The following is a 21,074-nucleotide window of genomic DNA, read 5'->3' on the forward strand; positions in this document are numbered from 1 at the left end:
TACGACGGCCTTCGCGCTACGGCCGAGCTGGGTTAACGGGCGGTTGGCGGGGCCGCGAATCCGACGCTGCCTGGCCACAATCCGCCGACGTGTGGCATTTCGGCGCCGCCCCACATATCGGGGGTTGCGGGACTATGGAGTTTACTGTAGCCAGACACTCGACCCACCGTGCGATAGAGCGCGGGGGGAGACGCTCTTGGAGAGATCCCACTAATGGCTTACACGTCAGCCGAACTCATCACGTTCTTCACGAACGCGAATGCGGGTAAGGCTCCGACGGCTGCCCAGCAACTGCTGCTGCAGTCGTACGCGACCCAGACCCAGACCGGCGCCCTGTCTGACACGGCGGCGCTCGATCGCATCATCGACCTGCTCGACAGCACGACCGCCGTGGCTGTGCAGTCCTACCAGTTCTTCACTGGTTCGACCCCGAGCGCGGCCGGCATCGACTATCTGGTCGACAGCCCGCTGAACCCGAACGACCTGAACGACGCGACGGGTCAGTACGCGGTCCTCAACACTGAGAACCGCTACATCAACTTCGCGATCAATCTCGGCGCCACCGCCGAAGGCGCGGGGCGGGCCCAGTTCGCCGCCACCTACGGCACCCTGAGCTTCCGTGACGTCGTCGCGGTCGCCTACGAGACGATCATCGGTTCGTCGGCCGCTGCGGCCGCCGGCATCGATATGCAAGCGGCCATCAACTACCTGTCGCGTCCTGAGAACGAAGCCTACCTGCGCGCCTTCGTGCGTGAGAAGGCTCCGGGCGTGGACGTGGAGCTGGGCATCCGCGCCGCCGTCGTCGGCCAAATCATGTCGGCCGGCGCCACTGCGGACGTTGGCAATTACAACGCCGCAACCGAGCGTCTCCTCACCGACATGATGGATGGCGCCTTCGCCGGCGGCATCACCAACGACGCGGGCGTGAACCTGCTGACGGCCTATCCGAACGCGCCGACGGGCGGGAAGACCTTCACCCTGACGACCGCCCCGGACACCGCCGCTGTCGCCGGCTCCACCGGTGATGACGTCTACGTCGCCACCAACACGACCCTCAGCGCAGCTGACGTGCTGAACGGCGGCGCTGGCAATGACACCCTGCTGTACGCCTCGACGGGCAACGCCGCGGTGAACCAGGCTGGCTTCCAGTCCTCGAGCATCGAAACCTATGCCATCACCAGCGACGCTGTGGGCGGCACGACCTTCGACGCCTCGAACGCCAACGGCCTGACCAGCATTGTCAACGACAACAGCTCGTCGGACCTGGTGGTCACCGGCCTGAACAGCGTCCCAACGTGACGGTGAAGAACACCAGCCAGCCCTCCGGCGCGACCGTGAACACCACGGTCAACTACAACGCCGCCGCGGTGCAGGGCGCCACGACCGTCCAGCAGGTCACCCTCGAGAACGTCTTCAATCCGGCCTTCCCGGCTGGCGCGGTGTCGTCCTCGACCGTCACCGTGAACGGCGTCGAGACCTTCAACGTGGTGGGCGCCGGCACGGCGGCCTCCAACCTGAACGCCTTGGTCTCCAACACCCTGAAGACCGTGAACATCTCGGGCGGTCAGGCTGTCACCATCGGTGCGATCACCTTCGCGGGCGCCACCGGCGTCGTTGATGCGAAGGCGAACACCGCCGGCGTGGACGTCACCCTGACCAACTCGGGTGCTGGCGTTGACGTGTCGGTGACCGGCGGTGCGGGCGCTGACCGCGCTGACTTCTCCGCCGGCTTCGGCGCGAAGGACAGCTACGTCGGCGGCGCGGGCACGGACACCATCGTCCTGCAGAACGCCACCGCGGTGGCCGGGGTGACCGGAACCCTGAGCGAAGTCGAGGTTCTCGAGATCTCCGACGCCGCTTCGGGCACCGTCGCTCTTGACGCCTTCACGGGTGTGAACCGCGTGACCTACGCGGGCGGCCTCGGCGGCGCCACCACGCTGTCGAAGACCGGCGCTGCCGTTACGGTCGACACGGCCGTCGGTGCGACCGCTCAGAACCTGACGATCGCGGCCAAGACGGACAGCGCGGCGGACTCCGTGACGCTGAACCTGACCGGCGTGGGCGCCAACGACAAGCTGGGCGTGGTCTCCGCGAACGACGCGGAAACCATCACGATCAACGTGTCGGACGATGCGGCCGTGCTTGGCACGGGCGTCTTGACGATCGACCAGATTGTGGCGGGCGACGCCAAGGCGATGGTGATCAACAGCAACGCCGACCTGGTGGTTTCGGCCACGACCTCGGCTGCGCTGACCTCGCTGAACGCCTCTGGCTCCACCGGCGACCTGACCATCACGGCGGGCCTGTCCACCACCTCGGCGGCGACCATCGTGCTCGGCGCAGGCGATGACCAGCTCCTCAGCGGCACCACCAAGTTCGCGGACACCGTGACCCTGGGCGCTGGAGACGACGTCCTGGCCTACACCAGCGTTGCTCAGTCGGACGACGACATGGACACCGTGACGGACTTTGTGTCCGGGACGGACGCCCTTGACCTGTCGAACCTGAACGGCGCCGGCACCGGCACCACCCTGAACGGCATCGTTTCGGCCACCCAGTTCGTCGGCAACCGGGAAGGCTTCGGCCTCGCCCAGGGCGCGCTGACGGCCGGCGACGGCGCGATCGAGGCGGTCTACGACACCGACGCCCAGATCCTCTGGGTCGACTCGGATGACAATGGGCAGCTCGACAACGCCGACTTCCGGGTGAAGCTCTCGGGCGTCACGAAGCTCACTGCGGCGGACCTGAACGTCCAAATCGCGGGTGCGACTGTGACCCTGGCGGCGGGCGCCTCCAACGTTGGCCCCACCGGTACGCCGGTTGCGGCGAGCGGCAACACCACCGCGGCTGACGACGTGATCACTGGCACCTACGCCAATGTGGTCGGCGACGTCATCAACGGCGGCCTGGGCAAGGACACCCTGACCGTCACCGGCGACGCGGCAGCTCTCACGAGCCTGACTGCGGCGGGTGCGAGCGGCGTGGCGCTGACCAGCGTGGAAACCGTGACCTTCTCCGAAGTGAACGGCGTCATGAACCTCGGCGGCAACATCGGGACGGACGTGAAGAACGTCACCCTGAACGGCGCCAATGCGGCTCTGACGGCGAACGCCACGGCGGCGGGTCAGACGTTCGTGGTGAACAACACCTCGGGCGCCAACACCTCGACCATCGGGGATGTTGGCCTGGCCAAGGTGTCGATCACGACGGGCGCCGCGGCCGACGCGATCGGCGTGGGCGGTGCCTCGAGCACTGTGAACGCCGGGGCTGGCAACGATACCGTCACCCTGACGGCGGCGATCGCCGAGACCTCCACGGTTAACGGCGGCACCGGCACCGACACCCTCGCGGTGACGGGTGCGATCACGGTCGACCTGACGAAGGGCAGCTTCACGAACCTGGAGAGCCTGAACCTGAACGACGCCGGTGCGGCGGCCCAAGTGGTCACGCTCAGCGACGGCTTCCGGTCGGTGCTCTTCGGTGACGCTGGCGACGACGTGAAGGTGACGGTGGCTCGCGCCAACGCCCTGACCACGATCAACGTCGGCGCGGCTGGCGACGGTGAGCTGATCCTCACCAACGCGGGCACGGTGGATCTGACCGAAGCGACCGTCGGTGCGGCTGGCGACATCGGCAAGCTCACGCTCGCCGCTGGCGGCAACAACGTGGTGGTGGATGGCGGCAGTGTGGTGGCCTTCGATGCCATCGCGGGCGGCGCCGGCACCGACACCGTGACCCTCGACCTCGAGGGGCAGGCGGTCACCTACGGTACGGCCGTTGCGGGCGAGGGCACGCTCTCGGCGATCGAGAACCTGGTGGTGCTCGACACCACGGGTGCTGGTACGCTGAACCTCGCCGCCTCGGACGCTTCCGGGCTGAAGTCGATCGACGCCTCGTCGCTCAACACCGCCACCACGGTGGACATCTCGGGTCTGACGACGGCCAACGGCGCCACTACGGTGCTGCTCGGCTCGAAGGCGGACACTCTGGCGACCGGCATCAGCGGTGCGGGTAACAACAACCTGACCGTTGACTTCGGCACCGGCAACGGCACGGTGACCGATATCCTCGCCGGCGGCACGGGTACGTTCACCTTCGCCATCGACTCTTCGGCGGGCGCCACCACGACGCTGAACATCGCCGCCACCACGGCGGACCTGGCGACGGGTGACACCTTCGACTTCAACGGCGCTGTCGTCGGCATCACTGCCGCCGGCGCGGGCGTTGCGGGTCAGGCGATCGTGACCTCGGCTGGTGGCAACACCACCATCCTGTGGGATGCGAACGGCGACGACATCTTCGGCGCTGGCGACATCCAGGTGACCGTGGTCGGCCAAGTGCTGGCTCCGGCGAACCTGAGCATCGTCGACGGCAACCTGGTGGTCGTCTAAGTCACGAGCTCCAGCCGCCAGACTATCGGCGGCTGACTGAGACGGGAGCCCCGGCCCTTTGGGCCGGGGCTCTTTTCTTTGGGGGTTGGTCGGATTCTGCGTCTGCGCTAGGTACCGGCAACCGTGCCCGCGTGGCCGGACAAGATGATCGGGATCAGGACAGTCGATGGCTTGGAACGAAGGTTACGTCACGGACGTCAATTACACGCACGGTTACTATCCCGAGCTAAATCCGGTTCGCGCGCGGTACCTTCTGCTGCAGGCGGGGTTCGCTGTGCCGACGTTCGGCACGGCCTGTGAACTCGGCTTCGGCCAGGGCATGTCAATTGTCATGCATGGCGCTGCGCAGCCGAAGACCGAGTGGTGGGGCACCGACTTCAATCCCGCGCATGCAGCCTTCGCTCAGGAGCTGAGCGGCGACCCAGCGCGCGCTGCTCGCCTCCCGGACCAGAGCTTCGAGCAGTTCTGCCGCCGCTCGGACCTGCCGGACTTCGATTTCATCGGCCTGCACGGGATCTGGACCTGGGTTTCACACGAAAACCACGGGATCATCGTGGATTTCATCCGCCGCAAGCTGAAGGTGGGGGGGATCCTATACATCAGCTATAACACCTATCCCGGCTGGGCGGACCTGGCGCCGCTGCGCCACCTGCTCAAGCGCCACGTGGAGGTGATGGGCGCGCGCGGCAGCGACCTGTTTGGCCGAATCGGCGCCGGCCTCGATTTTCTGGACCGTGTGGTGGAGACGGACCCCTTCTATGTGAAGGCGGCGCCTCGCGCGGTGGAGCGGCTGAAGCAGCTGCGGGAACATAACAGGAATTACATCGCGCACGAATACCTGACGCATGACTGGCACACCATGTACTTCGCGGAGCTTGCCAAGTGGCTGGAGCCGGCGAAACTGAGCTTCGCCTCGTCGGCAGGACCGCTGGACCAAGTCGAGAGCCTCAACTTCAATCCCAAGCAGCGGGAGCTGCTGGCTAGCGTGCACGACCCGGAATTCCGGGAGTCCCTGCGCGATTTCCTCCTGAACCAGCAGTTCCGCCGCGACTACTGGATCAAGGGGCCACGCTCGCTGTCGGCCGGGGAGAAGCTACGTCAGCAGCGTCGCCAGAGAGTGGTGCTGGGCCTGCACCGCCCCTCGGTTTCGCTCAAGGTCCGCGGCGGCCTGGGGGAGGCCGAGATGCAGCCGGGCATCTACAATCCGATCCTCGACTTCCTGGCCGATCACCAAGTCAGGACCGTAGGGGAAATCGAAGCCGCGGTGGCGCCGGCGGGCGTGAACATCGCCCAGGTGCTGTCGGCGGTGAATGTGCTGGTGGGCACCGGCGCTGTGCACCCGGCGGAAACGGAGGAGCGCAGCCGGCAAGCCCGCGAAAGCGCCCGCACGCTCAACAGGACCATCACCGAACAGGCCGCTCACGCTAGCGAGGTGCAGTATCTCGCCAGCCCTGTGACCGGGGGCGGTCTGATGGTTGGCCGCTTCGAGCAGATGTTTCTGCAGGCGCTGCGCGCCGGCAAGAAGACGCCGGCCGATTGGGCCGCCGCCGTGTGGTCGGAGTTCGCGGCGCTCGGCCAGCGGGTTCTTAAGGACGGGAAGACCCTGGAGACGGCCGAGGAAAACGTGGCTGAGCTCACCCGCCAAGCCGAGAGCTTCGCGGCGGAGCGCCTGCCCGTGCTGCGGGCGCTGGAGGTGATCTAGCGCCTAGCTCGCGCCGAGCACGGCGCGCGCGAAGGCCGCCACCTCCGGGCTCAGCGGGTACATGTGCTGGTACTGCACGATCTGCTTGGCGATCAGGCGGATGCGGGCGGCGAAGGGCAGCGCAGTGAGCGGCGCGATCAGCGGCTGGTTAAACGGCGCCTCGTCCGCCCGCTGGAACTCCATGGCCATGCTGATCCGCGGCTTCTCGCCAAAGCGGCTGGAGCGGGCGCCCCAGTGGAGGACAGCCTGGTTCCAGCAGAAGAAGTCGCCCGGCGCGCCGGGGAGGGCGCGAACGCTGGGGAGGTCGATCTGCCACTTGTCCTCCTCGGGCGTGTTGTAGGCCGGGTCCCGGTTGGCCGGCAGCATGTACATGCAGCCGTTCAGCGGATTGGAGTCGGAAAGGGGGATCCAGATCGTCAGCGAGATGGGGGTCCCGTCGGCCCGAAGCGCCTTGCCGCCCTTGTCCCGATGCGGCCGCCACCCGGCCTGCTCGGCGGCCGGGTCCACGTGCCAAGCCCAGAAGTCAGGGAGCACCCGATAGTCGGGTCCGAGCAGGTCCGCCAGGAGGCCGCTCATCCGGTGAAATGCGGTCCAGGCCTCGTCGTACACAAAGAGGAAGGGCGCCGGGATGCCGGCGCGGACGAGGCGGCTGACCGCGTCGGCCAGCCTGGGCGCCAGCCTTTCGAGTTCGGGGTCATGCTCACCGAAGTAGCCCTCCAGCCGCATCCGGGCGCGGGCCCGCGACATGGCGTCGGCCCCTAGGCCGTTCGAGCGGGCGTTGGGGGGCAGGGTCGTGCTGAGGGTCAGCTCCGGGCAGAGCGCCCGCCAGTGCTCTTCGGTCACCCATAGGCGGAAATCCCCCGGGTTCGGCCCAGCGGGCGTGAAGAATACGCTGTCGGCTTCCTCGACCATGGCGGCTTCCCGGCGATTAGTGGACGGTCTAATGGCGCGATCGCAAGCACGAGTCGAGCGCGTCCGCAACGCTGCGACATCCGGTGTCGCCATGATGACTTGTCGCCGCCTTGGCCATACCCTAGGTTGCCCGGCCTCCACGAGCCTCCAGCCGCAGTCACGTCCGGGCTTTGCATGTTCCTGTCCGTTATCGTGCCCTGCTTCAACGAGGAGGAGGTCCTACCCGAGACCCATCGGCGACTTGGCGCCGTGCTCGATAGCCTCGGCGAGGATTACGAACTGCTGTACGTGAACGACGGCAGCCGTGATCGCACCCTGGCGATGCTTCGTGATCTGGCGCAGCGTGACCGGCGGGTTCGCGTCATCAACCTGTCCCGGAACTTCGGCCACCAGATCGCCGTCTCGGCCGGGCTGGATCACGCGCAGGGCCGAGTGACCGTCATCATCGATGCGGACCTGCAGGATCCGCCCGCGGTGATTCCGGAGATGATCGACAAGTGGCGCGAGGGCTATGACGTGGTCTACGGCCAGCGCCGCAGCCGCCCGGGTGAGAGCGCCTTCAAGCTTGGCAGCGCGCGACTGTTCTACCGCTTCCTGAACCTGCTCTCGGATCGGCCGATCCCACTCGACGCAGGAGACTTCCGGCTGCTTGACCGCGCCGTCGTCGATGCCATGCGGGGAATGCGCGAGTACGATCGGTTCCTTCGCGGCATGGTGAGTTGGGTGGGGTTCCGTCAGTACGCCTTGCCGTACGATCGGGACGCGCGGTTCGCCGGTGAGAGCAAGTATCCGCTGATGAAGATGCTGCGCCTAGCGGCGGACGGCATTCTCTCGTTCTCCGTGACGCCGCTCCGGGCCGCAATCGTCCTCGGGCTTGTCTCAGCGGCGCTTGCCTTCCTGGGCATCGTCTATGCGATCGTCCTGCGTCTCACCACCTCCACATGGGTCAGCGGCTGGACCCTGCTGTTTGTGGCCATCCTTTTCATGGGCGGCGTGCAGCTCGTCACAGCCGGCATCATCGGCGAGTACGTGGGCCGCATTTACCGGGAGGTGAAAGGCCGGCCCCTCTATCTGCTGGCCGCGGACGACCGCGATCGCGGCCCGGAGCGCGCCCGCCCGCCCGTAAGCCGGTGAAGGCGGCGCGCATCCTCGCGGGGTTGGCGATCGCCGGCCTCTTCGCCTGGCTGACCCTGCGTGGCGTCGACCTCGCCGGCGTGCTCGCCGCCTCGCGCCGGCTCCAGCCGGCCACGCTCGCCGGCGGGAGCGTAGCGGTGGCCCTGGCCTTTGGCCTGCGGATCCTGCGCTGGGAAGTGATGCTGAGGCTCTACCGTCCGAGCCTCCGGCCGGGCGCGGCTGCAGTCCCGCTGCTCGTGGGCTTCGCCGGCAACAACGTCCTGCCGTTCCGGCTGGGCGACCTCGTTCGCGTGTTCGGCTTCGCCCGCCGCCTTCAGATCCGTCCGGCGCCCCTGGTGAGTTCGCTCCTGGTGGAGCGTGTTCTCGACCTTCTGGCGCTGCTGCTGATCGCCATGCTGGGCGCCGCGCTCCTCGGCGGCCGCGGGGGGCCGCTCGTTCAGGGGCTCGCGGTGCTGGCCGGGGTGACGGTCGCCGGGGCGTCGGCGGTGCTGTGGGCGGCGGGTCCTATCGTGGGCCTGCTGCTGCAGGGCGCGCGCCTGCGTCGCGTCCGACGCGTGCGGATCCTGCGCCGCCTGCTGGCTTTCGCGGCCCGGGCTGCCTGGTCTGTGGCTATCCTTCGTCGGCGTCTCCTCCTTCTCGGAACCCTGTCTGTAGCGGCCTGGGCGGCCGAGGGCCTGGTGTTCCTCGCCATCCTGCGCGGGATGGGGGACACCGCTGACGCCCGGGCCTGGTTCGCGCTCGCGCTGGGGAATCTGGGCACTCTGCTTCCCGGCGCGCCGGGGCACGTGGGGACCTTCCACTTCTTCGCCAAGGAGGCGCTGGTGCGCTATGGGACGCCGCCCGAGGTGGCGGCGGCGGAGGTCATCCTCGCCCACGCCCTGTTGTGGATGACCGTGACGGCCGCCGGCGGCGCGGCCTATGTGCTGGCCTGGCGCCGACGGAGCGGAGACTAATGACCGAAGATGAGATGCCGGCGCGTGAAAAGCCGCGCGGCCGGGTGATCGTGGTCGGGGCCGGCTTCACCGGCCTGACCGCCGCCTACCGGCTCGCGCGGGCGGGGCTCGACGTGACGGTCTTCGAGCAGGACACCGAGGTCGGCGGGCTTGCCGGCAGCTTCGAGGTGGCCGGGCAGAAGCTGGAGAAGTTCTACCATCACTGGTTCAACAACGATCGCCACGTCATGGCCCTGGTCCGCGAGCTCGATGCTGAGGATCAGGTCGTTCTGAGCCCCACGCGCACCGGCTCCTACTATGCGAACACCGTGTTCCGGCTCTCCCAGCCGCTGGACGTCCTGCGCTACCGGCCCCTGTCGCTGGTTGGCCGCCTGCGGCTGGGCTTCCTGGTCATCCAGGCGAAGCTGGTGCGCAACTGGCGGGCGCTCGAGGACGAGACCGCCCAGTCTTGGCTGCGCCGGATGTGCGGGGCGGAGGTCTACGAGCGTGTCTGGGAGCCGCTCCTGCGCGGCAAGTTCGGCCGGTACGCCGAGCGGATCTCGGCGGTGTGGATGTGGAACAAGCTGGCCTTGCGGGGCGGCAGCCGCGGCAAGGGCGGGGAAGAGGTGCTCGCCTACTACCGGGGGGGCTTCGCCGCGCTCGCGGAGCGACTCTCGGGCGAAATCCGCTGGAGCGGCGGACAGATCCGGCTGGGCTCGCCCGTCACGGGATTCGAGATCGAGGACGGCCGCATTGTGGGGGTGCGGACCGCGCAGGGCGTGGAGCGGGCGGACGGCGTGATCTGCACCACGCCGCTCCCGGTCTACGCGGACCTGGTGGCCCCGCACGTGACCGCAGACCATGAGCAGAGCCTGCGGCGAATAGATTTCATCGGCAACGTCTGCCTGACGCTGGAGCTGGACCGCAGCCTGTCGGATACCTACTGGCTGAACGTGACGGATCCGGACTTCCCCTTCGTGGGCGTCATCGAGCACACCAATTTCCAGTCGCCCGCCGATTATGGCGGGCGACACATTGTCTACCTCTCCAAGTACGTCCCCACGGACTCCGAGCTCTACGGCATGTCCGACGACGCGGTGTTCGAGTACGCCCTGCCGTACCTGCAGCGCATGTTTCCGGAGCTGGAGCGCAGCTGGGTGCTGGCGCACCACACCTATCGGGCGGCCTATTCCCAGCCTCTCGTGGGCCTGCGGTACAGCGAGTTAATTCCGGAGCCCAGGACGCCGCTGGCGGGCCTCTACCTGGCGACCATGGCGCAGATCTATCCCGAAGACCGCGGGACCAACTACGCCATACGGCAGGGCGAGGAGATCGCGGCCATGGTGGCGGCGGATCTCAGCGGGCCCTTGCCCGCGGAGACAGGACGAACCGGGTCTCCTTGAGGCCGACGCCCAGCGCCCGGTCGTCTGGGCCGAGCCCGAGGGCGCGCGGCGTCACCGGGTCGGCGACGGCGATCTCGACCACGATTTCTGGAGCGCTTCGCAGCTCCGTCGGCAGCGGCAGCGGGAAGACCTGCTCGTTCAGGGCGCCGAGCTGGAACGTGTGGGTGACGCCCTTCTCCTGACCCTCCAGACGAACCGTGGCCGTTCGGCTGGGGCTCCGCTCGTGCAGCAAGGCGAACAGCACCACCTCGAGCCGAGCGTCCGCCGCCGGGTCGGCGAGGCCTGTCGGAGCGGGCAGGACGAGCCGCATGCGTCGGGCCTGCGACCAGACGCCGCCCGCCTCGGGGACCGACCAGCCCTCCGCCAGGTAGGGGGCGCCCGTCCCGCCGGCGCGGAACAGCACGGGGGGGGGACCCCATTCTCCCGTGAGACACGCTCCGTCGTAGAGGGCGAGGGAGCCCTGCGGCCGGCCGCGCTGGCAGGCTGGGCGTGAGAACTGCGGGTCCGCGCGCGGGGCCGCCAGGAACCTGGCTTGGCGCAGGTCGGCGGGCCGGTCGCGGAGCAGGATCGCCAGAACATTGGCGTCCCGAAGGGCGTGCAGCCCGACCACGGAGGCGAGATAGTCCACCATGGGCGGTTGGTCCGAGGCCGAGAAGTAGATGGGCTGAGCGTTTGGCAGGCGGTTCGCCGCCCGCAGCGCCTCGACCTGTCCCAGGAGCGCGGCGATCTGCGGGACGGGCAGGAAGCTCGGTCGGTGAAGGGTCACATAGCCCACCAGCGCCGCCAGGGCCGCGGGGGCCAGAACCCGCGGCCACGCGGGGCCTCCGCGGCCGAAGTCCCGGATGCGCGCAGGGAGCACGAAGGCGACGACGAGCGGCAGGCACGCCGCCAGCAGGCTGAGCACGCCGAATCCATGCTTCAGCACAGCGTAGGGGGAGGAGAGGCCCAGCAGCGTCCAGGCGAGGAGCTGGACGAAGAAGGCCCCCGCCGTGGCCAGGCCGAAGGCGAACACGAGCTGCCCGGCGCGCGATGCTGGTCGGGCGGCGCTCGTCGCAAGGCTCGTGCGCCACAGCCCAAGAACGGAAAGTCCGGCGAGAGCCGCCGCCAGGACGGCCACGCCTGCGGGCCCAAGCGGCGCGCCGAGGTCGATGACGCCGTCATTCTCCGAGATCTTCATCATCGCCCGGAACACCGGGTTCAGGAGCAGGGCGGCGGGGACGAGCGCCAACCCCGCCAGGGTGGTGAGACGCGGCCGGCGACGCTGACGCAGCGCCGCCTCGAGAGCCTCGATTGCGAGCAGGACCAGGAACACGCCGGCCAGCTTGATGGCCGGCAGCAGGTGGACACATCCGGCCAGGAAGGTCGCCGCGGTGGCGCCCAGCAGGAAGGGAAGGCCGCGCGGCAGGCGGGCGACAAGGCAGGCGAGGGCCAGCGCCGCCGCCTCGCCCACGAGCTGGGCGAAGAAGAAGTTGTAGACCACCTCGCGGCCGAAGACCCCCACCCAATGCGCGGCGAGGGCCGCGGCCGCGAGGCCCGTCGAGAGCATGGCGGGCAGTGAGACGCGCGCAGCCAGCGCGAGCAGGAGCGTCCACGCCGTGAGCGTCGCGGCCGCGGCGAGCACGGTCATGGCGCTCAGCGGATCCATTCCGGCGCGCATCAGCAGTCCGGAGAGGCGATGGGCTATGTTGGGGTAGACGAACATCTCGGCCATGAAGCTGGCGCCGTCGGGCGGCAACTGCAGGGCGTCCCGGAACACGATCGCGAGCTGCAGGTGGTGGGCCACGTCCACCGAGGTGGACAGCAGGCGCTCGTGGCCTAAGGCGAAGGCCAGGATGGCGAGCCCGCCGGCGGCCACCGCCCAGCCCAGGGCCGCACCGCCGACATTCCGTCGTCCGGCCCCCGTCGGGCCCCTTCCGCCGTGCATGCCTGTCTCCGCCCCCGAGGTGATGGTCGGGTTTAGCGCGGGATTCGCCCGCCGTCAGGGCGCGGGCGCGTGCAGCAGCTCGTCGAGTTGGGCGATGTCCACTACCGGGGACGCCCTGCCGCCGTCGAGGCGCATCACCTTGTTGCAGTACGCCCGCAGCAGGTCGTGATCGTGGGAGGCGAGCACCAGGACGTTGGCCCGCTCCACCAGTCCCTTCAGCCGCGCCTGAGCGTGTTCCTGGAAGTCCGCGTCCCCAACCGCGAACCACTCGTCCATCAGCAACACCTCGGCGTCCACCGAGGTGGCCACCGCGAAGGCGAGGCGCGCCTGCATGCCCGCCGAATAGGTCTTGAGCGGCATGGCCAGATAGGGACCGAGGCCGCTGAACTCACTGATCGCCTCCAGTCGCTCCTGGATCGCCGCCGTGCTCAGCCCCGCGACCCGCCCGCGCAGAAAGATGTTGTCTATGCCGGTCGCGGTGGGATCGATGCCAAGGCTGAGGTCGAGCAACGAGGCCACGCGCCCGTGGATCTCGATCTCGCCGACGTCGGGGAGGTAAGCGCCCGAGAGGGCGCGGAGAAGGGTGGTCTTTCCCGAGCCGTTGTGACCGACGAGCCCAAGGCGGTCGCCGCCGCGCAGCTCGAAGCTCACGTTGTCCAGCGCCGTCACCACCTGCAGGCCTCGCCGCGCGGCCGAGAGCCGGCCGCCCACGGCGACCCGCGCCAGGTGCCGCTTCAGGGACTTGGCGTCGAGCCCGTAGACCGGGAAACGCAGCGTGAGCTGCCGGACGGAGACGGAACTCATGGGGGCTCAGAGGTAATGCACGATGCGCCGGCGCGTAATGACATAGAGGCCGAACGCGAGCGCCCAGCCCGCAAGCGCCAGGGCGGCCAGTATGGCGTAGGCGCCCGGCTCGCCTGGCTCTCCGAGCAATGGGCGTCGCACGGCGGCGATCATGTAGTGGAAGGGATTGAGGGTGAGCACCAGGTGACGCTCGGGGATCGCCTCCGGACGCCAGAACACCGGCGTCATGAACATGGCGAACTGAACCACCGCGGCGACGATCTGCGGGATGTCGCGGAAACGGGCGGCGACGATGCCGACCACGGTGGTCACCCACACCAGATTGACCACCACCAGGGCCAGGCCCAGGAGCGCGGCCGCAAGATCGATCTCCCGCCAGGGGGTGAAGAGCGCCAGCACGACCACCACGATCACCACGTGGTGGGCGAGATTGATCAGGTTCCGCAGTACGGTGCGGACCGGAAAGATCAGCAGCGGGAGGGAGGTCTGGCGCAGCATGCCCGCAGCATGGGTGAAGGTGTCGCAGCTCTCGACGATCGTGGTGGAGATCATCCCCCAGATGACGATCCCGAGCGCCAGGAAGGGCACGTACTCGGCCAGTGAGAGGCGGAAGAGCTGCGCGTAGAGCAAGCCGATGCCCGCAACCATGGCCGCCATCGACAGGGTGATCCACAGGGGACCGAGGATGGAGCCACGGTAGCGCGCCACGATGTCGTGCCAGGCCAGCGAAACGGCGAGCCCCGAGCGCCCCAGCGCCCGGCGCACATCGTCGAGGGCGGCCCTGGCCTCCGCCAAATGGCCGCGATGGCCGGTGAGATGAGTATATGCGGAGGACATGGCGGGTTTGGCAGCCCCGCTCTTATCGGCTGGACCCCGCGCCTTCAAGTCGACATGGCCGGTCGGGGCGCCCTTGTCACAGCAGGCTTGCATTCCGCGCTCGGGGGCCGCAAAGCCGGAAGGCAGCGCCGCCTGCGGCGCCGGCGAGCCGAGCGGAGTCCCGATGATCGCCTCTATCGTCACCCTGGCCCTGTGGCCGCATTTCCTCACCCCCGGTCTCGAGCCCGAGGTGCGGCGCCAGCGGGTGGGCGGGTGGACGGCCGAACGCCGACTCGACCGATTCACGGGCGAGGTGAGCTGCCGCCTGCACCGCGGGCCGGTTCGCTACGAGAGCGGCGTGGTCACCTTCCGCCTCGGACGCCGGGTCAGCACGGCCAATGCGCTTTACCGGGTGGACGCGGGCCCCCCGCGGCTCGCGGCCGACGCCCGTTTCGAGGCGGTCAGCCTCGGAGCACGCCTCAGGTACGACGGGGTGCGCAATCCGACCCGGGGCGAGGTCCACATCCCCTACCGCCTCGTCCAGGGGGCCAAGACCGCCCATGTTCAGTCGCGGCCCGAAGGCGCCGTCACCCCCTTCCAGCTGGCGGGGCTCGACGCGGCGATCGCGAGCGCGGCCGATGCCGGCTGTCGGGACTACACGCCCGATTTCGGCCGCCGGATCGTGGTCACCCGCCCCGCCGAGGTGGTCCTGCCCCCGCCGGGTTCAGTCGGCGAGCACGCCACCCAGTGAGTGGACGAGCCGGTCGATGACCGGGTCCCCCCGAGTGAGGCCAAGCCTCACCATTTCGTCCGCGAGCGCGGCGCCCAGGCGGAGCAGCGGAAGGCGCGCCTCGGTCTCCACAAGGAGCGCCTCCAGGCGGGCGGCGTAGCGTTCCGGAGCGAAGGTGTCGCTCGCCCAGGCGCTGGCGTCCGCGCCTATGCGCCGTCGCAAGGGCTCCTCGGACGCGAGGCGCTCCAGCTGAGCCGCGACGGCGGCGGGTGGAACCTCCGGCGGAACCTTGAAGACCAGGTGCTCCGGCAGGTCGGCGTAGAAGCCCGCATCGGCGACCAGCACCGGGCGCCCGGAGAGCAGCCCCTCGATCGCCGACGCCGAGCCGCCCTCCAGCACCGGGTCGCGGAGGCAACTGATCACGTCGGCGGCCGCAAGCTGCGCCTCCAGATCTGCGTCCGAGACAGGCCCGAGTATCCGCAGGCCACGGTAGCCGAGCTCGTCAGCAAGCCGCTCCAGCCGCGCCCTCTGCACGTCCTCGACGGGCCCAGCCAGCCGGTACTCGACCGTCTCGCGCAAGTGGGGAGACCCGGCGATCGCGGCGATGACCCGGTCCATGCACTTGTTGGGGTTCATCACGCCCACGGTGAGGACCACCAGTGGACCGCCCGAGCGCGGGGGCAACGGCGGCACCGCCCGAGCCGTCCAGGAGAGCGGGAGGGTCGCCACCGGGCCCGGGCAGGCGGCCTCCAGCCGCGCCGCATAGAAGCTGGAGTGGGCGACGGCGGCCCGGCAGCGCCGGGCGATCCACTCGGTCATCGGCAGGTGGCGCGCGATCTCGGCTTGGTTCAGCGCGCCGCTGCGCACCTGGCGGGCGTGGGCCTCGCTGCCGAGACCGTAGGTGAGAACCACCTCGCCGTCGTGGACGTCCGCGCCCAGGCCGCGGTCGAACAGCCATCCGGCGAAGAGGTCATAGAGATAGAAGTCGTGGAAGATCCCGACGCAGTCCTGGGCGTCCAGCAAGGGGAACAGGCCGGCGTGGAAGGTGAAATAGTCGCCGATCTCCGCCACCACCAGATCGAACCGCGTCCGGATCTCGCTCGCCGGCATGTCGCGCCAGTGGGTCAGGGGGAGGGCGGTGGCGTGAAGCGCCCCGGGCGGGCCGCGATCCTGCTGCAGGTCCAGGAGTTCGACCTCGTGACCGCGACGCGACAAGATCTCCGCGACGCCGATCCCGGAGCGGCCGATCGCGGAGCGTGCGTCGGCCGGGGTGGCCCAGAGGAGCCTCATCGCGGCAGGCGCCGCTCGGCCTCGCCCCCAGGCCGCACGAACACCAGGTTGGTGGACTCCGCCGCCTGCAGGGCCCTGCGCTGGTTCGCACGCACCCGCACGCAAATCCCGCTCGGTTCCTGGATGGCGTACGGCGTCAGGCCGTAGAACGTAAAGGCGCCAAACCAATCCTGTGGGGAGATCCCGACCCGCTCCAGGTGTGACGGGCCGTACTCCACGATCAGCGCGAGGTCCGGGTTTCGCGCCAGCGTGTCGGCCATCCCGGCCAGCACGTCCAGTTCAGCGCCTTCCACATCGATCTTCGCCAGATCCAGCGGCGCGCCCGCCAGCAGGCGGTCGAGGGTCTCGACCTGCACCTCGACCACCGCGGCCGCCTCACGGTCGGGGAGGGCGTAGAGCGAGCTGTGGCCGAGCACCGCGCTCTGGTGGAAGCGCGCGACGCCCGGAGCGCGGCCGACCGCCACGGCGTGCAGTTCGACCCAGGCCAGGCCATTCTGGTGCAGCGTCTTGCGCAGGTGGTCCCGCGGGCGCGCCTCGGGCTCGAAGGCGTAGACCCGGCCCGCCGGACCGACCGCACGGGCCGCCGCCAGGGTGAGAAGGCCCAGGTTCGCGCCGACATCCGCCACGGCCATGCCCGGTCGTGCAAGATGACGGATGACCTGACGCACTCCGGGCTCGAAGCCTCCCGCCGTGGCGTCGGCCAGCATGGTGAGGACCACCGGATCATCCTTGGGCGCCAGCACATAGCCATCGCCCAGCCGCACGGCGATCGAGGCGTCGTCGTAGGGCACTAGCGGCCGGACCTTGACCTCGATCTCGTCGAAACGGGGCCCCACGGTGGTGGCGAGCAGGGTCGCGCGCGCCTCCACCTGGGCGAGAACCTGGTCCACCCGGTCGAGGCGTGTGTGGACGTCGGCCCGCCAGGCGTCTCCCGACCGCCCCTGGTCGGCCACGGCGGCGAGCGCCTGGCGCTGGAGGTTCAAGACGTCGCGCTGAAGCCGCACGGCCTCGCCCGTCTCCGCCATCAGCGCCTGCTGCATACTCGCTTGCCGATCAAGGGCGCCGAGCACCTGCTCGAAGCGGCTGCTTAGCAGGCCAAGCGCCTCCTCCTGCCGTCCGAGCGTCTGGGACACCGAAGCGTCCAGGGTGTTGAGACGGTTGTGCAGCGGCGCCTGGAGGAAGCCTCGAACGAATTCCGCAGGCCGCTTGAGCGCGCCGAGCCGGCGTCGCCACGCCGGCCGCGGCGGTTCAACGGCCGGCGGAGCGCTGGGGGAAGGTGAGGCGGAATGGGTCACGGTCTTGAAGCGCCCGTCTTCGAACGCAGCGCCCGCGTGCGGCGCGACGCCGGGCCCGAGCCCGAGCGGGATCGACAGCCGGATGCTCCGGCCAAGCTCCTCTCCAGCATCCAAGGCAGGCTCCGCGCCCGTCAGCCGGCGTGCGGCAGGTGGAAGAGGTCGGAGATGGAACTCGCCAGACCGATGAGGCTGATCGAGCTCCCGTCGGCGAAGTTGAAGGTGATGCTACTGGCGTTCATAAGCAGGGCGGCGCTGTCGAGCAGCCGCGCGTCGTACATCACCACGTCGTCCCCCGTGACGATGGTGGTCGCCTGGGGCGTGTGGCTCACGAATGTCGAGATGGCCCGCTCCAGCACATCCTGCTGCACATCGCTGAGATAGCTCACCACCGGGGGCGCCGGCGGACCGTGGCCTGCTGCCGGACCCGGAGCGGGGTGGTCGCCCGTGGCGGGCGCCGGCGCCTGGGGCTGCGCCGGCGGGTCGGCCGCGCCAGGGCCGTCCGACACGGGGCCCTCGGCATGGGGCGCTCCGGGCGGCGGCGCCGGCACGACGTCGGTCGACGGCGGTACGTCGATGGGCGTGGAGCCGGGCTGCGGCGCGACGGCGTCGGTCACCAGCAGGTGCACCCCGCGGGCGATCAGATCGCCCAGGAACTCCGGAAGCTTTTCCAGCTTGACCATCGGCCGGTCCGCGTCCGTTCGTTCGAGGACTCGTTCCACGAGCTTCACGGCCGCGACGTTCGGCAGCGGACCCGCCGCAACCTCGATCACGAAGAGGGTCTCGGCGGGCGCCGGGGCTGCGCTATGGGCCAGAGACTGCAGTGGCTCGCGGGCCGCCGACGGAGCGGCGCCGTCGGCCAAGTCCGAGAGGACGCCGGCAAGCGCAAGAAGGGCGCCGAGCTCCCGTGGCGGGGCGTTCGCCACCATCGCGGCGAGACTGTGCTCGGGAAGCGGTTGGGCAGAGGACGATGAGTTGGGGTGGGCCCGCAGGCCCAGGAGGGCGCCGTCGCCGCCCACAACCTGCGCTCGGGGAAGCTCGACGGCCCGGGGCAGGGGGCGCCCCGCCTCGGGCGGCGCGGCGGCGCTGCGCTCGGCGGCCATCAGGCCGACGGCGCTGGCGACGATCGCAAGCGTCTGCTGGGCGTCCACTGTAAGCGGCGTCCGCCCGTCCGCGAGCGCGATCGAGCTTGCGCCGCCCGCCAGCTGGCGCTTGGTCTGAGGCTTGGTATCCCCGCCCTCGTCGGCGCGCGCTTCGCTGGTCTTGAAGAAGGCGGTGCCCACGACGGCGATCAGCAGGGCCGCCGGGTGCATGAACACGTTGGACCGCCCCTTGGGCCGGGTCTGGACCAGCGGGTGGCGCGCGATGAGGTCCTCGATCAGGCTCGCGAAGTCGCGCCCGCGCGCGGTCCCCTCAAAGGCTGGACCGACGAGGATGTACTCCGAGCCCACGCGCGCGAAATGGATGAAGACCTCGCCGTCATCCTGGCGGCAGAAGCAGAACCAGGGATCCCCCTCATCCGTCAGCCCGCGGTCCGCTTCGAGGCGCAGCCCGGCCTGAAGCAGGGCGCTCTCGACGCGGTAGAATTCCGCAAGCTCGCGCTGGCTCCAGTCGCGCTTCGGCGCCACCCAGTCCCGCAGCGATACGACGCGAGCGCCCATCCCCCCCCCCCGCTTGAGTCTGTCCCGGTGCGTTAAATCACGCCGGGAAGAGAATGTCGTGCGTGATCGGATCGTAAAATTTCATGATCGAGCGGACGAATTCCGCAGGCGGCACCCCGAGCGCCTCCGCCCAGTCACGGTACCGGTCCGGCGGGATCCGGCCTCGCCCTGTCTCCAGCTGCGAGATGAAGGTGTAATATTCCGCACCGACCTTGGCGGCCAGCTGCCGCTGGGACAGCCCAGCGGATTCCCGCCGCTCCTTGAGCCAGCGGCCTGCCTCGCGGCGGAGGTCCTGCACCTCAGCGGAAGTTCGTCGTTGCGGGTTGCCGTACATGCTCTCGCCTCGCCTGGCGAACACCAGGTGCGCCCAGACTAGACTGTCGGCGTGCGGGGTTCAAGCTTTGCGACATAGTAAAATGCTGTACCCTCGTGGGGAGGCAAACCGCGGCCGCCCATCGCTCTGGCCGGCGAGAACCCTGGTGTCGCGATCAGCGCGACGGGCGACGAGCCGGTTCAGCGGCTTCCCGCTCCTGCACGCGGGCCCTGCGCCCCCGGTTGGCGCGCGCCACCAGCTCGGAGGTGAGCTCGATCTTGACCGCCGTGCGGGTGTCGGGCGCCGCCGGCAGAGCCGAGATCGACGGGGGCGTCAGGTTCTCAATCGTCGCTGGCCGCCGCGCGCCAAGCGGGGGGGCGCCCACGCGGTCGAGGGTTGCGACGGCGCCGGTGAGCGGTCCAAGCGGGCTGCCGCTGACGCTCCTCAGGTTGTCGGCGGGATCGTAGCGTTCCACCTGCGGCGCGAGCGTCTCAGTCGAGAGCATGCCCAGCGCCGCGAGCAACTGCGCCCGCCTCTGGTATTCCGCCGCCCGCGAGCGGACCAGGTCCAGCTGCGCGGCGCGCAGCTCCGCCTCGGCGTTGAGGACGTCGAGGGTGCCCCGCAGCGCCAGCCGCTCCTCCTCGCGAACGCCGATGAAGGCCACCTGGTGGTCGCGCACCTCCTCGTCTTGTGTGATCAGGGCCGTGCGTGAGGCCGCAAGGGATTCCCAGGCCTCGGCCACCGCCGAGATGACGAGCTTGCGGGTGGCCTCGATGTTCAGACGATCCCGATTGTTCTCCTCGACCGCTTGCCGAATCTGCGACGACGTGACGCCCGAAGTGAAGATCGGCTGTGTGACCGCCAGCGAGGTGGTCAGGCTCTCCACTTCGCCTGCCCGGGCGTAGGGCAGGGTGGGCTGCCGGGCGCCCTCGACCCGCAGCGCGACGTTAGGGCGGCGTCCGGCGCGGGCCTCGGCCACTCGGGCGCGAGAGGCACGCTCGTTGAATTCCGCGACCAGCAGGTTGGGATTGTTCTCCTCGGCCATGCGGAAGGCCGCGGTCACCTCCCGCGGCGGCTCGGGCAAGGCCGGCTCCGGCGCCAGCTCCCCCGGCGCCTTGCCGATGGTGCTCACGTACTGCGCACGGCTGACCGCCAGCTGGCCCTCGGCGAACGCGAGCTGGGTGCGGGCTGACGCCAGCCGCGCCCGCGCCTGGGCGACGTCCGTGGCGGTCACCACCCGCTCCTCGCTCTTGGCGAGGGTGTCGGACAGCTGTTGAGCGAGCACCTTCACGGCGTCGGCGCTGATCCGCACCACCTCCTGATCGCGGCGCACCGCGGTGTAGGCGTTGATAACCCGCTGCAGGAGCTCGGCTTCGAAGCGGCGGAGGTTCTGGCGCGCGACCAGAATCTGGCTGGTCGCCTGCTCGATCCGCGCGCTCTGCCGACCGCCGGTGTACAGCGGCTGGGTGATGGTGGCTGACCAGCTGGGATTGAAGGCGTGCGCGGTCGTGGGGCCGCGGTCGATCTCCTGACGACCGAAGGTGTATCCCACGCTCGCCTGCGGCCCGAGCGCGTTGCGGGCCTGGACCGACAGCTCGTCCGTTGCGCGCACGGCGGCGCGCTGCCCCTGCAACCCGGCATCGGTCTGGTAGACGTAGGCGATCGCCTCCTCCAGGGTCTCGGCGCGGGCGCAGGATGCGCAGACGATCGCGGCGACGGCGGCGGTGGCGAGCAGGGTCGGGAGGCGCGGACGGGACATGGGAGCCTTGT

Annotated in this window: 16 protein-coding genes; 7 read left to right on the top strand and 9 right to left on the bottom strand. The window is 69.6% G+C overall.

Annotated elements, in window-relative coordinates; genetic code table 11:
• Positions 1-213 precede the first annotated feature (213 nt).
• The 3 genes from VIL67_RS07815 to VIL67_RS07825 all read left to right on the top strand — a co-directional run bounded on the left by VIL67_RS07815 (position 214) and on the right by VIL67_RS07825 (position 6,093).
• Positions 214-1,299 (top strand): hypothetical protein, encoded by a 1,086-nt coding sequence (locus tag VIL67_RS07815; RefSeq protein ID WP_332048312.1) that lies wholly within the window; start codon positions 214-216, stop codon positions 1,297-1,299.
• Positions 1,296-4,391: a beta strand repeat-containing protein gene (locus VIL67_RS07820; protein ID WP_332048313.1), complete on the top strand. Its 3,096-nt coding sequence runs from the start codon at positions 1,296-1,298 to the stop codon at positions 4,389-4,391. Before VIL67_RS07815 ends, VIL67_RS07820 begins: the two co-directional genes overlap by 4 nt.
• A gap of 166 nt (positions 4,392-4,557) precedes the next feature.
• Entirely contained in the window at positions 4,558-6,093 is a 1,536-nt protein-coding gene (locus VIL67_RS07825) for a methyltransferase regulatory domain-containing protein (RefSeq protein ID WP_332048314.1), read from the top strand.
• A gap of 3 nt (positions 6,094-6,096) precedes the next feature.
• Here VIL67_RS07825 and VIL67_RS07830 read toward each other — a convergent pair whose 3' ends face one another.
• Positions 6,097-7,005 (bottom strand): phytanoyl-CoA dioxygenase family protein, encoded by a 909-nt coding sequence (locus VIL67_RS07830; RefSeq protein ID WP_332048315.1) that lies wholly within the window; start codon positions 7,003-7,005, stop codon positions 6,097-6,099.
• Between the two features lie 174 nt (positions 7,006-7,179).
• Here VIL67_RS07830 and VIL67_RS07835 point away from each other — a divergent pair, with 174 nt between their 5' ends.
• From VIL67_RS07835 to VIL67_RS07845, 3 genes are read left to right on the top strand one after another with little or no spacing between them, the layout of a single operon-like run.
• The gene (locus tag VIL67_RS07835) at positions 7,180-8,139 is read left to right on the top strand and encodes a glycosyltransferase family 2 protein (protein WP_332048316.1); all 960 of its coding nucleotides are present in this window, start codon (positions 7,180-7,182) and stop codon (positions 8,137-8,139) included.
• The gene (locus tag VIL67_RS07840; protein WP_332048317.1) at positions 8,136-9,092 is read left to right on the top strand and encodes a lysylphosphatidylglycerol synthase transmembrane domain-containing protein; all 957 of its coding nucleotides are present in this window, start codon (positions 8,136-8,138) and stop codon (positions 9,090-9,092) included. The genes VIL67_RS07835 and VIL67_RS07840 overlap by 4 nt, the downstream gene beginning before the upstream one ends.
• Positions 9,092-10,474 carry an NAD(P)/FAD-dependent oxidoreductase gene (locus tag VIL67_RS07845; RefSeq protein WP_332048318.1) on the top strand — a complete coding sequence of 461 codons (1,383 nt, stop codon included), beginning with the start codon at positions 9,092-9,094 and terminating at the stop codon, positions 10,472-10,474. Before VIL67_RS07840 ends, VIL67_RS07845 begins: the two co-directional genes overlap by 1 nt.
• On the opposite strand, the gene VIL67_RS07850 is transcribed toward VIL67_RS07845, so the two are convergent.
• Genes VIL67_RS07850 through VIL67_RS07860 form a run of 3 tightly spaced genes read right to left on the bottom strand, consistent with a single transcriptional unit; the run spans position 10,428 to position 14,039 of the window.
• Positions 10,428-12,398 carry a hypothetical protein gene (locus VIL67_RS07850; protein ID WP_332048319.1) on the bottom strand — a complete coding sequence of 657 codons (1,971 nt, stop codon included), beginning with the start codon at positions 12,396-12,398 and terminating at the stop codon, positions 10,428-10,430. The genes VIL67_RS07845 and VIL67_RS07850 overlap by 47 nt on opposite strands.
• A 54-nt stretch (positions 12,399-12,452) precedes the next feature.
• The gene (locus tag VIL67_RS07855; RefSeq protein WP_332048320.1) at positions 12,453-13,202 is read right to left on the bottom strand and encodes an ABC transporter ATP-binding protein; all 750 of its coding nucleotides are present in this window, start codon (positions 13,200-13,202) and stop codon (positions 12,453-12,455) included.
• Between the two features lie 6 nt (positions 13,203-13,208).
• Positions 13,209-14,039 carry an ABC transporter permease gene (locus VIL67_RS07860; protein WP_332048321.1) on the bottom strand — a complete coding sequence of 277 codons (831 nt, stop codon included), beginning with the start codon at positions 14,037-14,039 and terminating at the stop codon, positions 13,209-13,211.
• Positions 14,040-14,202: 163 nt separating this feature from the next.
• Here VIL67_RS07860 and VIL67_RS07865 point away from each other — a divergent pair, with 163 nt between their 5' ends.
• Positions 14,203-14,769: a hypothetical protein gene (locus VIL67_RS07865; RefSeq protein WP_332048322.1), complete on the top strand. Its 567-nt coding sequence runs from the start codon at positions 14,203-14,205 to the stop codon at positions 14,767-14,769.
• Here the strand turns inward: VIL67_RS07865 and VIL67_RS07870 are convergent.
• From VIL67_RS07870 to VIL67_RS07890, 5 genes are all read right to left on the bottom strand, one after another.
• The gene (locus VIL67_RS07870; RefSeq protein WP_332048323.1) at positions 14,743-16,038 is read right to left on the bottom strand and encodes a glycosyltransferase family 4 protein; all 1,296 of its coding nucleotides are present in this window, start codon (positions 16,036-16,038) and stop codon (positions 14,743-14,745) included. The two genes, VIL67_RS07865 and VIL67_RS07870, sit on opposite strands and share 27 nt — an antisense overlap.
• On the bottom strand, positions 16,035-17,171 hold the full coding sequence (locus VIL67_RS07875) for an FkbM family methyltransferase (RefSeq protein WP_332048324.1): 1,137 nt from the start codon (positions 17,169-17,171) through the stop codon (positions 16,035-16,037). The genes VIL67_RS07870 and VIL67_RS07875 overlap by 4 nt, the downstream gene beginning before the upstream one ends.
• Positions 17,172-17,464: 293 nt before the next feature.
• Entirely contained in the window at positions 17,465-18,991 is a 1,527-nt protein-coding gene (locus VIL67_RS07880; protein WP_332048325.1) for a hypothetical protein, read from the bottom strand.
• A 37-nt stretch (positions 18,992-19,028) separates the two neighbouring features.
• Entirely contained in the window at positions 19,029-19,325 is a 297-nt protein-coding gene (locus tag VIL67_RS07885) for a helix-turn-helix domain-containing protein (protein WP_332048363.1), read from the bottom strand.
• A 154-nt stretch (positions 19,326-19,479) separates the two neighbouring features.
• The gene (locus tag VIL67_RS07890) at positions 19,480-21,063 is read right to left on the bottom strand and encodes a TolC family outer membrane protein (RefSeq protein WP_332048326.1); all 1,584 of its coding nucleotides are present in this window, start codon (positions 21,061-21,063) and stop codon (positions 19,480-19,482) included.
• Positions 21,064-21,074: the final 11 nt, after the last annotated feature.

It is taken from the genome of Phenylobacterium sp. (assembly GCF_036563385.1).
In the GTDB taxonomy this organism is placed as follows: domain Bacteria; phylum Pseudomonadota; class Alphaproteobacteria; order Caulobacterales; family Caulobacteraceae; genus Phenylobacterium.

Coding starts and splice junctions, on each gene's coding strand:
- VIL67_RS07850 (WP_332048319.1), bottom strand. CDS start 12,398: ATGCACGGCGGAAGGGGCCCGACGGGGGCCGGACGACGGAATGTCGGC.
- VIL67_RS07880 (WP_332048325.1), bottom strand. CDS start 18,991: ATGGGCGCTCGCGTCGTATCGCTGCGGGACTGGGTGGCGCCGAAGCGC.
- VIL67_RS07825 (WP_332048314.1), top strand. CDS start 4,558: ATGGCTTGGAACGAAGGTTACGTCACGGACGTCAATTACACGCACGGT.
- VIL67_RS07855 (WP_332048320.1), bottom strand. CDS start 13,202: ATGAGTTCCGTCTCCGTCCGGCAGCTCACGCTGCGTTTCCCGGTCTAC.
- VIL67_RS07835 (WP_332048316.1), top strand. CDS start 7,180: ATGTTCCTGTCCGTTATCGTGCCCTGCTTCAACGAGGAGGAGGTCCTA.
- VIL67_RS07830 (WP_332048315.1), bottom strand. CDS start 7,005: ATGGTCGAGGAAGCCGACAGCGTATTCTTCACGCCCGCTGGGCCGAAC.
- VIL67_RS07885 (WP_332048363.1), bottom strand. CDS start 19,325: ATGTACGGCAACCCGCAACGACGAACTTCCGCTGAGGTGCAGGACCTC.
- VIL67_RS07860 (WP_332048321.1), bottom strand. CDS start 14,039: ATGTCCTCCGCATATACTCATCTCACCGGCCATCGCGGCCATTTGGCG.
- VIL67_RS07815 (WP_332048312.1), top strand. CDS start 214: ATGGCTTACACGTCAGCCGAACTCATCACGTTCTTCACGAACGCGAAT.
- VIL67_RS07870 (WP_332048323.1), bottom strand. CDS start 16,038: ATGAGGCTCCTCTGGGCCACCCCGGCCGACGCACGCTCCGCGATCGGC.
- VIL67_RS07845 (WP_332048318.1), top strand. CDS start 9,092: ATGACCGAAGATGAGATGCCGGCGCGTGAAAAGCCGCGCGGCCGGGTG.
- VIL67_RS07890 (WP_332048326.1), bottom strand. CDS start 21,063: ATGTCCCGTCCGCGCCTCCCGACCCTGCTCGCCACCGCCGCCGTCGCC.
- VIL67_RS07865 (WP_332048322.1), top strand. CDS start 14,203: ATGATCGCCTCTATCGTCACCCTGGCCCTGTGGCCGCATTTCCTCACC.